14 protein-coding genes are annotated in these 12,201 nt (G+C 65.7%); 6 read left to right on the plus strand and 8 right to left on the minus strand.

Annotated elements, in window-relative coordinates; translation table 11 throughout:
• Positions 1-33 precede the first annotated feature (33 nt).
• The 6 genes from I2456_RS26705 to I2456_RS26730 all read left to right on the plus strand — a co-directional run bounded on the left by I2456_RS26705 (position 34) and on the right by I2456_RS26730 (position 5,070).
• Positions 34-1,353 carry a hypothetical protein gene (locus tag I2456_RS26705; protein ID WP_068034310.1) on the plus strand — a complete coding sequence of 440 codons (1,320 nt, stop codon included), beginning with the start codon at positions 34-36 and terminating at the stop codon, positions 1,351-1,353.
• Positions 1,350-2,480 (plus strand): hypothetical protein, encoded by a 1,131-nt coding sequence (locus tag I2456_RS26710; protein WP_085075467.1) that lies wholly within the window; start codon positions 1,350-1,352, stop codon positions 2,478-2,480. The genes I2456_RS26705 and I2456_RS26710 overlap by 4 nt, the downstream gene beginning before the upstream one ends.
• 51 nt (positions 2,481-2,531) lie before the next feature.
• On the plus strand, positions 2,532-3,590 hold the full coding sequence (locus tag I2456_RS26715) for an NAD(P)H-dependent amine dehydrogenase family protein (protein WP_085075468.1): 1,059 nt from the start codon (positions 2,532-2,534) through the stop codon (positions 3,588-3,590).
• A gap of 48 nt (positions 3,591-3,638) precedes the next feature.
• Entirely contained in the window at positions 3,639-3,812 is a 174-nt protein-coding gene (locus tag I2456_RS26720; protein ID WP_068034304.1) for a CsbD family protein, read from the plus strand.
• A gap of 28 nt (positions 3,813-3,840) precedes the next feature.
• Positions 3,841-4,344 (plus strand): nitroreductase/quinone reductase family protein, encoded by a 504-nt coding sequence (locus I2456_RS26725; RefSeq protein ID WP_068034302.1) that lies wholly within the window; start codon positions 3,841-3,843, stop codon positions 4,342-4,344.
• Between the two features lie 75 nt (positions 4,345-4,419).
• Entirely contained in the window at positions 4,420-5,070 is a 651-nt protein-coding gene (locus I2456_RS26730; protein WP_241008031.1) for a cutinase family protein, read from the plus strand.
• Positions 5,071-5,161: 91 nt separating this feature from the next.
• On the opposite strand, the gene I2456_RS26735 is transcribed toward I2456_RS26730, so the two are convergent.
• The 8 genes from I2456_RS26735 to I2456_RS26770 all read right to left on the minus strand — a co-directional run bounded on the left by I2456_RS26735 (position 5,162) and on the right by I2456_RS26770 (position 12,180).
• Positions 5,162-6,034 carry an HAD family hydrolase gene (locus I2456_RS26735; RefSeq protein ID WP_085075470.1) on the minus strand — a complete coding sequence of 291 codons (873 nt, stop codon included), beginning with the start codon at positions 6,032-6,034 and terminating at the stop codon, positions 5,162-5,164.
• Positions 6,031-7,551 carry a mannitol dehydrogenase family protein gene (locus I2456_RS26740; RefSeq protein WP_085075471.1) on the minus strand — a complete coding sequence of 507 codons (1,521 nt, stop codon included), beginning with the start codon at positions 7,549-7,551 and terminating at the stop codon, positions 6,031-6,033. The genes I2456_RS26735 and I2456_RS26740 overlap by 4 nt, the downstream gene beginning before the upstream one ends.
• A gap of 84 nt (positions 7,552-7,635) precedes the next feature.
• On the minus strand, positions 7,636-8,454 hold the full coding sequence (locus tag I2456_RS26745) for an inositol monophosphatase family protein (RefSeq protein ID WP_085075472.1): 819 nt from the start codon (positions 8,452-8,454) through the stop codon (positions 7,636-7,638).
• Positions 8,427-9,749: a hypothetical protein gene (locus I2456_RS26750; RefSeq protein WP_085075473.1), complete on the minus strand. Its 1,323-nt coding sequence runs from the start codon at positions 9,747-9,749 to the stop codon at positions 8,427-8,429. Before I2456_RS26750 ends, I2456_RS26745 begins: the two co-directional genes overlap by 28 nt.
• Before the next feature lie 58 nt (positions 9,750-9,807).
• A complete protein-coding gene (locus I2456_RS26755; RefSeq protein WP_085075474.1) occupies positions 9,808-10,395 on the minus strand; it encodes a hypothetical protein in 588 nt (195 codons plus the stop codon).
• Between the two features lie 15 nt (positions 10,396-10,410).
• Positions 10,411-11,559 carry a zinc-dependent alcohol dehydrogenase gene (locus I2456_RS26760; RefSeq protein WP_068034293.1) on the minus strand — a complete coding sequence of 383 codons (1,149 nt, stop codon included), beginning with the start codon at positions 11,557-11,559 and terminating at the stop codon, positions 10,411-10,413.
• A gap of 35 nt (positions 11,560-11,594) precedes the next feature.
• A complete protein-coding gene (locus tag I2456_RS26765) occupies positions 11,595-11,750 on the minus strand; it encodes a hypothetical protein (RefSeq protein WP_163703869.1) in 156 nt (51 codons plus the stop codon).
• Between the two features lie 43 nt (positions 11,751-11,793).
• A complete protein-coding gene (locus I2456_RS26770; protein WP_068034291.1) occupies positions 11,794-12,180 on the minus strand; it encodes a PPOX class F420-dependent oxidoreductase in 387 nt (128 codons plus the stop codon).
• Positions 12,181-12,201 lie beyond the last annotated feature (21 nt).

The following is a 12,201-nucleotide window of genomic DNA, read 5'->3' on the forward strand; positions in this document are numbered from 1 at the left end:
TTTAGTTTCGGCCTTTGCCCCTATTCTGTGCACATGAGTGCCGACCCGCAGGTAACGACCGCCGCGCCGGTGGGCCATCCCCGCCGAGCGGTGATCGACCAAGCGTGGCGCGCAATCGGTCCCGGTGTCGAGGTGCTCAGCAGTGACGACGGCGGGCCGCTGAGCCGAACCGTCAAACGCATCATCGACCCGCTCGTCCTGCGCTTGCGTGCCAACCCGCAGTACTCGACCCCGGTCGTCACCGCCGAAACCGCCGCGCAGATGCACGCCCTCATCGTCGGCAATGGCTCTCAATTATGTGCTGCCGCAGCATGGTTCGAGCTGCTCAAGCTGGAGCGGCGCCGACAGCGGATTCGCAGCGGGAACGCTCAGGAACTGTACTTCCCGGTGTGCTTCGAGCTCGCCGTGACCAAGGGGCCGCCCGCACCCCAGGATCGCGAGACCGCGGCGGCGGTCCTCACTGACATTCACCAAGGCAGGGACCGCACCGCAGTCGAGGTGTTGCACGACTACGTGGCCGACCCGCAGGTCGTCGCCACCCTGGGTCACCAACTCGACCGCAGCTGGCGTGATGTGCGCCCCGACGACACCCCCATCGAGCCGTTTTTTGCCGAACTCGGCACCGTGCTCGGACCCGCCACCAGCCACAACGCCAAGACCGCGCGGCAGCGCGTGTGGTCGGCGGTGATCGCCGACGCCACCCCGTACAACCTCGGCGCGCTGGCCCGCATCGAACCGGCGAAGCTGCCCTGGTCGATCGTCAGCCTCGGCTTGAGTTCCGTTGAGCCACAACGCCGTCCGGCCATCTCGGCCAACTCCGACAGCGACCGGCCGCTCGATCGCAGCGTGGTGGACCGGGTACGGGCCACCTTGCGACGGGCCCTGGATCGTGACGCGCTGCCCGACGTTCCGCTGTTGTGCGCCGAAGAGGTGGACCGGGCGTGCGCCCCGTGGGGGCTGCTCAGCGAGGACAAGCAGGCGGCCATGGTGGCCGGGATCGAGGTCGCCGTCGAGCTGTCTCCGCTGGATCGATCCACCACCAACCGCTACGCCCTGGCCGCGCAGATCCAAGCGCGGCTGCGCAAGGAGGCATACGTGCTGCATGCTCGGCGCTACCTCGCCGAAGGCGGCCCCATCCATCCACGGCAACGCCAGGTGGTCGACGATCTTGCCGCCTACTCACAGCCCTACCTCAGCCGGTTGTGGGCGCGCCTGCATGGACGCGACGTCTGGCAGGAACCGTGTGACGATGTCGACGACGTGCGGTCGCTGCTCGAGGGCGTCGCCCGGTCCGTCAGCCTGGACCATCGGCAACGAATCAAGACGATGCTGCAATTGCAGGTGGCCGGATGAGACTGGTCACCGAAGCCGGGCTCTGGGGCACCGGCGCCACCGAGCCCTTGGCCACGCCGTCACCCTTGGTCGCGGTGCTCGAGGTCAGCGGCGCGGTGTTGTCCTGGACCATCGACGAGCCGGCCGAGGCAACGCGGATCACCTTCACCGATGTCTCGCGCGCCGACTGGCTGTGGCGGGTGGTCGGTGAGTCGGGCCACGTCGCGATCGCGTCGGCGCTGGTCGACGAGCAAGAATCGCCCGGCGTCGAACTGACCGACGTGAACTTGATCCCAGGGTCGTTGGGGCCGTTGCACAGGCTGGCGGTGGGCCATTGGCTACGACGCTGGTGGCCGGCCAGCCAGCGCGACGACATCGCGGCCCTGGACCGGGCCTTGCTCGACGTCGAGGTGGCGCTGCTGACCAGCGGCGCGCAGGGTTTCTTCACCGACGACACCCTGGACTCCGATGTGGCGGGACTGCTCGAGCCCCACGCCGCGGACCTGCTCACCCACCTCTATACCGATGACCGGCGCGTCCACGATCTCATCGCAGCCGGCGCCGACCTCGCCGACGAGCTCGGCCTGGAGGACCCGGTATGGTCCGAACTGGCGGCGGCAGTGGGTGATTCGTCGGCGGTGAGTGAGCTGGCGACCGGACATCGGGACGACTATGCGTTGGCCGCCGGGACCGACCCCCGTGCGCGCGGCGCCATCGCACATGGTGTCGCGTCGATCAACTGGGGCGCGGTGCCGCCCGGCATCTTCGACGCGGCGGAGCAGACCGTCGACTGGAGCGTCGAGACGACCGGTCAGGACGTCGTCGCCGTCGTGCGGGCGGCCGTGATCGGGCCGGATCCGGCCACCGGGGTCACCGTCGCGGTGCGATCCGGCGAAGTCAGCGGTGTTGGCGCCCTGGCAGCCGACGGTCGTGCCACGCTGCCCATCCTGGACTCTCAGCGTCGGCCGATGACCGAGACGGCCGCCTGGGGCCACGACTGGCCGGCGACGTCTGTGGTGGTGGGCGCCGACGTCGAGGAGTCGCGCGACACCCGGGACCGGGTTCGCCGCTGGGCCCGGGCGCGACTGGACCAGCCGCCCGAAGACGCGTTTCTGGCCGAGGTACTGGCCAGCGAATCCGCCTACTGAGCCGGACCACAACCTCTGTCGCGGGCGCGTGCGCTTACCTATGCTGAGCGAGTGCCAAACACTTATCGGGTCGTGCAGTGGACTACGGGAAATGTCGGCAAAAGCTCCTTGCAGTCCATCGTCGCCAACCCCGCGCTGGAACTGATCGGGTGCTATGCGTGGTCACCGGACAAGGCCGGACAAGATGCCGGTGAGCTGTGCGGATTGCCCCCACTGGGCGTAGCCGCCACCAACGACGCCGGGCAGCTGCTCGCGCTGAAACCGGACTGTGTGGTCTACAACCCGATGTGGATCGACGTCGACGAGCTGGTCCGCATCTTGTCCGCCGGGGTCAATGTGGTCACCACGGCGTCGTTCATCACCGGACACAATCTGGGCGACGGGCGCGACCGGATACTTCAGGCATGCCGAACGGGTGGCTCCACGATCTTCGGCTCCGGGGTCAGCCCGGGTTTCGCGGAGTTGTTGGCGATCGTGTCGGCGATGGTCTGCAACCGGGTGGACAAGGTGACCGTCAACGAGGCCGCGGACACCACGTTCTATGACTCGCCGGCCACCGAGCAGCCGGTGGGGTTCGGCAAGCCGATCGATCATCCGGGCCTGCAGGCCATGACCGAGCATGGCACGGCCATCTTCGGTGAAGCCGTCCGACTGGTCGCCGACGCGCTCGGTGTCGAACTCGACGACGTGCGGTGTGTGGCCGAGTACGCCGAAACCACGGCCGATCTGGATCTGGGGTCGTGGACGATACCCGCCGGCTGTGTCGCCGGCGTCTACGCGAGCTGGCAAGGGGTGGTGGGCGGCAAGACCGTCGTCGAGCTCAACGTGCGGTGGCGCAAAGGGCAGACGCTGGAGCCGGACTGGCAGATCGACCAGGACGGCTGGGTCATTCAGATCGACGGACAGCCGACCGTCACCACCAAGGTGGGCTTTCTGCCGCCGCCGTACTTCGAGGCCACCACCATCGCCGAGTTCATGACGCTCGGGCACATCATGACGGCGATGCCGACCATTCACGCCATCCCGGCAGTCGTCGCCGCCGCACCGGGCATCGTCACCTACGCCGACCTGCCGCTGACGCTGCCGCGTGGTGTCGTGCCGCAGGCGTGAGGAGGTCCACGGTTTCAAGATCGGCCCGCATCGGGTATCCCCCCACCCATGAGCGCTGAAGACAAGATCAAGAACAAGATCGACGACGTGGGCGGCAAGGCCAAAGAGGGCCTGGGTCGCGCTACCGACGACGACAGCACCAAGAACGAAGGCAAGCTGGACCAGGCCAAAGCCAACTTGAAAGACGCCGGCGAAAAGGTGAAGGACGCCTTCAAGCATTAAACCCGTCGTAGCGGGGTACCTCGCCACGATGCCCCTGCGCTACGTCGATCCCGAGCGCCGCACCACGCCGCTGTCCCGCCTGGGCAGCGGTTTCGCGCGCTCACGCGTCGGCCAGCTGTTCGCCAAGCATGTCGCGGCCCGAACGGATCCGGTGCTGAGCCGGATCTCCAACGGCAAACTGAACTGGGGTGCCCTAGTGGCCCCGTCGGCGACGTTGCGGATGAACGGTGCCAAAACCGGTGAGCCGCGCGAGACCCAACTGGCCTACTTCCACCAGGGCCGCGACGTGATCGTGGTCGCCTCAAACTTCGGCGAAGACCATAACCCGCAGTGGTACCACAATCTGGTGGCCAACCCCGACTGTGAATTGGGTGGAGAACCGTTCCACGCCACCGAAGTCGAAGATCCCGACGAATACCAGCGGCTGTACCAGCTTGCTGAACGGTCCTACGGTGGCTACCGCGATTACCGGGGCAAGACCGCAGAGCAAGGTCGCCGCATTCCGATACTGAAGCTCACCCCGACCGCTTAGACCCAAATGAGGCAAGGAAATTCAGTGACACCACAGATACACCCAACCGTGCGCCGGCTTGCGGCTGGTGCCGGCATAGCAGCGGGGGTCGCAGCGTCGGCCATCGTGGCCGCACCCACGTCGGCAGCCCAACCCTGTCCCGACGTCGAGGTGGTGTTCGCCCGCGGCACCAGCGAACCTCCGGGTGTCGGCGGCATCGGCACCTCGTTCGTCGACGCGCTGCGGTCCCGAGTGGGCGGCAGATCGCTCAACGTGTACGCGGTGAACTATCCCGCCAGCAACGACTTCGGCAGTCCCGATTTCCCCCGGACCGTTGTCGACGGGATCCGCGACGCCAGCTCGCATATCGAATCCATGGCCAATAGCTGCCCTCAGACCAGACAGGTGCTAGGGGGCTTCTCCCAGGGTGCTGCGGTGGCCGGTTATGTGACGTCCGCGGCTGTGCCGCAAGGTGTTCCGGCGGCATCTGTACCGCAGCCGCTGTCACCAGAAGTGGCCAACCACGTCGCCGCCGTCGCGTTACTCGGAACCCCATCGCCGCAATTCTTGAGCAATCTCAAAGCGCCGCCGATCGCTATCGGTCCGCTGTATCAGGGCAAGACCATCCAGCTGTGCGCGCCCGGAGACGGGATCTGCGGAACCGGGAATGATCCCGCTGCCCATGCGTCCTACGGCGCGAACGGCATGACCGCCCAGGCGGCGGACTTCGTCGTCAGCCACCTGTAGCGGCACCAGTCGCTGGGGCACCCGCGCTTGGGCATTTCCACCCCTCCGCAACGAGCAAGGGGGTCCGCCCGCGGATGCGGCGCGTCAACCGTCAGCCGGTCGCTTCTTGACGTTCCCGAAGCAGCGATGAGGCATCCGACCACAGCACGAAATCGGTTATGGCCGACCAAGACTCAGCTATGGCGCAGGCGCCGGCGACCACCAGTTCCCGAGTGCGGGCCGCGCGTTCCTCTGGGGCAACGAACATGAGGTTGCCGATCGTCGGAAAGCCGGCCGCGACGGCGGACAGGACACCGGGCACTGAGTCCTCGATCGCAAGTCCCTGCGCGGGGCCGACGCCCAACACCTCACCGGCCAGCAGGTACACCGCCGGATCCGGCTTGCTGGTCGGCACTGGCAACGAATCCTCCGCGCTGAAGCGCAGGTCAGCGGGGATCAGGGCGTCCAGACCGGTCGCTGTGAAACATCCGGCGAGGCGAGCGGCGGCGCTGGAGCTCACCGCCGCCAACCCATATCGAGTCGCCAGCGCTTGCAGCGCATCGTGCACGTGCCCGTCCGGACGTAGGGTGGCTGCGAGGTGGGCGGTGACGTGTTCACGTTCACGTTGCACCCACTGCTCCAGCTCGGTGCTGCCCAGGGCGCGCCCCTGTGCGACGTCGTCGGGCGAGGCGATGCGCGCGTCGGGACGGCCTCGGGCGAGCGTCTCATCAAGGGGCACCCCGGCTTGCACCGCCAAGTCGACGGCCGTGGTGCGAAAGTTCTTGCCGGTGGTGCCTATTCGGAGCTCTTCGGCGGTATACCGGACTGCCACGCCGAATTTGGCCAGGAAGTCGTTTGTCACCTCGACAGAGGCATCGAAGGCTGGTTCCTCCGAAGGAAAGAGATTCCCGTCGGCGTCACACAGCACCGTGGTGATGCTCGCTACCTCAATCTGTCGAATGACTTTCATTCGCTCCCTTTTCATCGACGCAGCAGCTCCCGGTGATCGCTCCACAGGTAGCGACGCAACGTGGGTGCCACCCCGCGAGTGTCCAGGCTGTGTACCAGTTGGCCCAGTTCATGTACCAAGTCTGGCACCATACGCAGATCGCCGAACAATTCGTGGCGCAGGAGCGGACTGGGGTTGTACTTGCCCAGGGTGGCCAGCGTGGTCAGCAGATCGCCTTGGACATCCTGGATTTCGATGGCGGCGCCATTGAGGTCATAGCCCCACAGATAGCGGATCCAGGCGGCGACCGCCAACGTCAACAGCGTCCGCGGCCTGCCCGCGGCGGCCGCCTCGTGCAACGAGGGCAGCAGATACGACGGCATCTTCACCGAACCTCGTCCGGCCAGCCGGGACAGCTGGTCACTGATACGCGGATTGCATAACCGGTCCAGCACGGTTGTGCAGTATGCGTCGACGTCCAGACCTGGCACGGCCGGCAACAGCGGCGCCACTTCCTCGCGCATCAGTTGCTCGACGTAGGAGTAGATCACCGGGTCACCCATGGCTTCATGGGTGCGTTGATAGCCCGCCAGCGTGCCCAAATAGCCAACGGCAGAATGAATTCCGTTCAACAGACGGGTCTTGACCAGCTTGTGGGCCGACACGTCGGTGACGAACTCGACGCCAACCTCTTCCAGCGGCGGGCGATCGTTGCAGAACGTGTCCTCGATGACCCACTGGCGGAATTCTTCGGCCACCACAGGCGCTTTATCGGCGATGCCGAAGCTGCTTTCGACCAACTGCATCTCGGCATCTCCGGTCTTCGGGGTGATGCGGTCCACCATGCTGGATGGGAATGCGACGTTCTGGCCGATCCAATGGGCAAGCGACTCGTCGCGCAGCGCCGCGAACGACACCAAGGCAGTGCGCGATGCCTTGCCGCTGTCCGGCAGGTTGTCGCAGGACAGCACCGTAAACGGTGCGATGCCGTTGCGCCGACGCCGATCCAGGGCTTCGGCCAGAAAAGGCCATGCGGTGCTGAAGGCTCGTGTCGAATTCAGGTCGGCGCGCACATCGTCATGGGCGTCGTCGAATTGGCCGGTGTGGCCGTCGATGTAGTAACCGTTGCCCGTAATCGTCAGGCTGACAACCTTGGTTCGGTCATCGGCCAGAACGTCGAGCACTGCATCACTTTCATGCTGGGCATAGTGGCATCGCCCGATTGATCCGATCACCCGCGCGGTGTCGCCCCGGCTACTTCTCTGCACCACGGTGTACAGCCCATCCTGCTCCGACAGCAGGCCTGTCGCCCGACTATTCCTCAGGCTGACTCCGGTGACTCCCCACTGGCTCGAAACATCAAGCGCAGCAAGGTCATCGAAGTACACGGCCTGGTGTGCACGATGGAAGTTTCCAACGCCGATGTGGACGATTCCCGGCGTCAGCGCCGCTCGGTCATACGTCGGTACATCGACGGCACGGCAATGCAACTGCAGAGTGGCACTTCTGAGCGGAACGGCTACACTTCGCCGTAGTCGGATCACACTAGACACGTCGCTTCTCCCTCGATCGGGCAGTGAATCAGCAGAGGCGCAAGTGCTAGACGCTTGGAGCCCAGATACCCGCCGAAAACCGCCTCAAACAACTTCGGTATAAAGCGGCGCGATAAGGGACTGTAATGGTGCCCACAAGTTGGGGGTGGATGCCAAGACGTCACCGCTGGCCGGCCAACATGGCGGGGTAGGCCCAGCCAGGTCGCCTACCGCCCCGCCTGCCTCGGACACCAGCAGCACACCGGCGGCTCCGTCCCAGGGTTGCAGCCCGGGGACCCACGCCGCATCGGCGCGACCGGTTGCCACCTGAGCCAGCGCGCTGGCAGCGCTGCCGCCGCGGCGGATGTCACGGGTGTGCGGTGACAGGGCGTCGATCATCGCGCCCGCTTTGCCGCGCTGATTTTCTCGCCCGAAGTTGACTTCGATGAGCGCGCACTCGAGCGAATCCTGCTCGGAGATCGAGACCCGCCGTCCTTGTGACCAAGTTCCGCCACCCTGGCAGGCGGTGGTCATCAAGCCCATCGGCGGCTCGGCAATGGCGGCGGCCAGCACGCAATTGTCGCGCCTGCTCAGGGCCGCAACGCTGACTGCCCAGTCGGACCGGCCATACAGGTAATTGGTGGTGCCGTCGATCGGATCGACTGCCCACACCACCTCACTGCTGCCCGCGACGGCACCGTGTTCTTCTCCCAAGATGCCGTCGTCGGGCCGCATCTGGCGAAGCACCGCGACGATGGCGTCTTCGCTTTCCCGGTCGGCTCGACTGACCAGGTCGCGAGGGCCGGTTTTCTGCTCAATGGGCAGGTCTTCGGCGTTTTCCCGCCAGTGCATCGCAACACGCGCGCCGGCTTCAGCGGCCCGCTGCGCGACCTCCATCAGCTCGAGCGCTGTACCGTCGCCCACGCCTGACTTTCAGTCCCGGAACTATCCTTCACCTGCAGCGCCTGCCAGGTGGTCGGGCCCACGACAACCCGTCCCGCCGCCGCGCCGATCCGACCGAGCGCGTAGCGAAATACATTCGGGCGGTGTAATTTTCGGAGGCTGCGCGTGCTGAAGAACAGATAGGCGCTCAGCAGCAGCAGCCAAGGCAAAGCGGTCAGAATCGGACGTGGCACCTGCAACACCGTCATCGTGCCCATGAACAACAGCGCGGTCATCAGCACCGCCATGAGCCGACGGTCTGGCGCGCAGATGGCCAGCGCGGCAGCCAGTGCGCCTACGGCCGCCACCCACACGCCCTGTTCAACAGAGCAGGTGCCCGACAACAATCGACCCGTCAAGGCCGCCGACGCACCGGCCCCTATCATCGCCAGATTCCACGGTGCACTCACCGCGGTATGTTGCTGCAGCGGAACCCAGCGGCGAATGTCTTTGTCCGGCTGCGCGATTGAGGGTGGTAGCCACCGCACGAGCGCCAAAAGGTGCTCGCGCGCCTGATCTGCCCGCGCGCTCCAGACCAGCCGGCCATTGCGGGCCGAGGCGAAGCTGATTGCCTCGATCGCCCACCGCGAGGTCACGAAGGCGGTTCCGTAGCACCACAATGTGACCGCAGCCGCCAAGGCCAACGTCGGCCGTTGACTCAGGTCGACCGCCAGGGCCAGCCCGACCATGCCGCGCACTACGTAGCCTGCGCCCACCAGCACCCACAGGGAAACGACCCCGGGTCGAACCGGTGGCGGTATGGCGCCGCTTTTTCCTGTGCTGGTGGATCGCACCGCCTCGTAGAGGATGGCCACACCGAATACGCCGACAACGGCGAAGGTCAGCACGCCGGCCAACTGCAGTCCGGGGAGCAGCACGATCAACAACCCGGTGATCGCCAGCTTCGCCGCGGCGACCATGCCGCTGGCCGTGACGCGGTCGCGCGCTTTGCTCAATGGGCCGGGCAGCCGGCCACGTCGGCTTGCCGCCGGGTGGTTCTGGTCGGCGACGAACCCGCGGATGTCGTTCCACTGATACCGCGCCGGATAGATCAAGAGTTCGACCGCGGCCAACACCAGCAGTGCGCGTGCGATCGACTGCGCACTGATCTCACCGGTGCTGAGCACCCCGAGCACATAGGTCACAGCCGGCAGCCAACCCTTGACCAGGTCCTTCGGCCGGGGCATGAGTAAGTAACTGATCATCGGGCGCTGGCCGGCACCCGCGGGTTCCAACACCCGCCGCGTCTGCATGCCGATGACCGTCACGACCAGCATGTTCCCCAAAATTGGACCGACAAACTTCGCCGCTCGGCTAGGTCAGCCACCAGCGGCGTCAGGTGTCGGAGTCGGTGCGACCAGTGCGGCGGATGGCCTTGGCAGCCCACATGGCGGCGATGCCGGGGATAACCCATGGCGCGCCGACGAGTATCGGATCGATCCAGGCGTGCGCCAGGTCGACGCGCTTGGTGCCGACTCGCGAGGAGTAACCGTGATGGCTCAATTCGCTTTTGATGCCCGTCTCGGTGAACGGATTGTCCGGGTGCCCGCGCAGAATCGAGGTCACGTGACTTTCGAACGCGTCGACGCGGTCCGCGGCGATCAGCAGCAACCAGTGCGCGGCCCGAGCCTCGCTGTATTTGCGGTAGGCGTACTTGCGGATGACGCCGGACAAGCCCTTGGGCGGTGCCGAGGTGCCGAACACCGGCGTGAGGAATTGGTGCTCGATCGAGCGTTCCCTGGGCCACTTCTCGGGCTGGCGTTCAGGAAACTCCCAGTGCGCTCCGGTGGCAGGCGGGGCGTTCTCCTGAAGTTTCGGGAAGGACGGGCGGTCCTTCGGGTCGAGATCTGCGCCCCAGCCCGGGATTCGGGCGCGCAACGCGTCGCAGTTGTGTGTCAGCGGAAGATTGGGTGTGTAGGCCATGATTCGTCGGCGTCCTCAGCTTGCGGTGGGCAGAATGACCGGCTTGATGCAATTGTCCAGTTTGGCCGAGAAGATGTGGTATCCCTCGGCGATATGCTCAAGCGGAATACGGTGCGTCACAATGTCATTAGGCTTGAAGTAGCCGTTGCGGATGTGCTCGAACAACCTCGGCCACTGCCGCTTGACCGGGCACTGGTTCATGCGCAGCGTGAGCCCTTTGTTCAGCGCGTCCCCCAGTTTCACGGCGCTGAACATCGGCCCGTAGGCGCCCATGATGGACACCGTTCCGCCCTTGCGCACCGAGTCGATGGCCCAGTTGACCGCGATGGGTGAGCCGCCCTGGAGCTTGAACTTGGCGGCGGTGACGTGTTGGAGGAAGTTGCCGTCGGCCTCGGCGCCGACCGCGTCGATCGCGACGTCGGCGCCCCGGTATTCGGTTTCCTGCTTCATTTTGACGACGATGTCGTCGCACTCGGCGAAGTTGATGGTTTCGGCGAACGCGAAACTGCGGGCCTTTTCCAGCCGGTACTCGAGGTGGTCGATGACGATGACGCGTCCGGCCCCCATCAACCATGCCGACCGTGCGGCATAAAGCCCGACCGGTCCCGCGCCGAAGACCACGACGGTGTCGCCTTCGACGATGTCACCGAGTTGTGCGCCGAAGTACCCGGTCGCCAACGCGTCGGTGCACAGCAGCGCGTCCTCTTCGTCCATCCAGTCCGGGATCTTCGCGGGCCCGACGTCCGCGAAGGGGACGCGCACGAATTCGGCTTGACCGCCGTCGTAGCCGCCGCAGGTGTGCGAGTAGCCGTAGATGCCGCCCACCGCGGTGGCGTTGGGATTGACGTTGTGGCAGTTGGAGTACAGTCCCCGCGAACAGAAGTAGCAGGACCCGCAGTAGACGTTGAACGGCACCATCACCCGGTCACCCGGACTCAGATTCTGCACCGAGGACCCGACCTGTTCCACCACCCCGATGAACTCGTGACCGAACGTCATGCCCACCCGGGTGTCCGGCATCATGCCGTGGTAGAGGTGCAGGTCAGACCCGCAGATGGCGGCCATCGTCACCCGCACGATGGCATCGTTGGGGTGCTCGATGGGGGGCATGTCTTTCTCTTCGACCCGCACCTTGTACGGACCGCGATACACCATCGCTCGCATGTTGCTCCCCTGAAGTCGTTGGGGAAGCTCTACCCCTAAATAGGGGGGTCAAACGAGGGGGGCTCCGGCGGCGCCGGCGGTTCGGGTGGCAAAGCCGTGTTCTTCAGATACCTGCGTAGCCGAAGAAGCTCGTTGATCACGATGCCGAGCCCGAGAAGCACCAACACCGTCACCACAATCACCGTGGTCACGTATCCATGGTGACAGCTCCGCCGCGGCTGGGGCGGAGCCGGCTTACGCGGCGGGTTTCACCTCGAGGCCGATGTGCACCTTGTCGATGCCGCCGCGCACGATCGAATGCGCGTAGAACCACCACGCGTGATACCAGTACCGCTTGAGCACCGCGTTGTAGACGCGCCGGGTCTCGGACTTGGGCAGGACGCGGGCGACGGCCTCCACCTCATCGCTTTTCGGCTTGCCCAGCGCCGCGCTCTTGGCGATGGTCACTCGTGGCGTGTTGCGAATCCGCTTGACCTTCCACGACCCGTCGTCGGTGATGACGAGAAGCCGGTCACCGTCCGGTACGCCCCAGATCGGCGTCGGCTTGGGGCGGCCGTCCTTGGTAAACGTCGTCAGAAGCAAGTACTTGGACTTGATGACGTCCTTGAAGTCGACAGCCACGCCGGCATCCCTCCCGAAAGG

Source organism: Mycobacterium kubicae (assembly GCF_015689175.1).
GTDB lineage: Bacteria > Actinomycetota > Actinomycetes > Mycobacteriales > Mycobacteriaceae > Mycobacterium > Mycobacterium kubicae.

Excerpts from the sequence above, each read along its gene's own strand:
- I2456_RS26705 (WP_068034310.1), top strand. The coding sequence starts at position 34 with ATGAGTGCCGACCCGCAGGTAACGACCGCCGCGCCGGTGGGCCATCCC.
- I2456_RS26710 (WP_085075467.1), top strand. The coding sequence starts at position 1,350 with ATGAGACTGGTCACCGAAGCCGGGCTCTGGGGCACCGGCGCCACCGAG.
- I2456_RS26720 (WP_068034304.1), top strand. The coding sequence starts at position 3,639 with ATGAGCGCTGAAGACAAGATCAAGAACAAGATCGACGACGTGGGCGGC.
- I2456_RS26725 (WP_068034302.1), top strand. The coding sequence starts at position 3,841 with ATGCCCCTGCGCTACGTCGATCCCGAGCGCCGCACCACGCCGCTGTCC.
- I2456_RS26735 (WP_085075470.1), bottom strand. The coding sequence starts at position 6,034 with ATGAAAAGGGAGCGAATGAAAGTCATTCGACAGATTGAGGTAGCGAGC.
- I2456_RS26750 (WP_085075473.1), bottom strand. The coding sequence starts at position 9,749 with ATGCTGGTCGTGACGGTCATCGGCATGCAGACGCGGCGGGTGTTGGAA.
- I2456_RS26755 (WP_085075474.1), bottom strand. The coding sequence starts at position 10,395 with ATGGCCTACACACCCAATCTTCCGCTGACACACAACTGCGACGCGTTG.
- I2456_RS26760 (WP_068034293.1), bottom strand. The coding sequence starts at position 11,559 with ATGCGAGCGATGGTGTATCGCGGTCCGTACAAGGTGCGGGTCGAAGAG.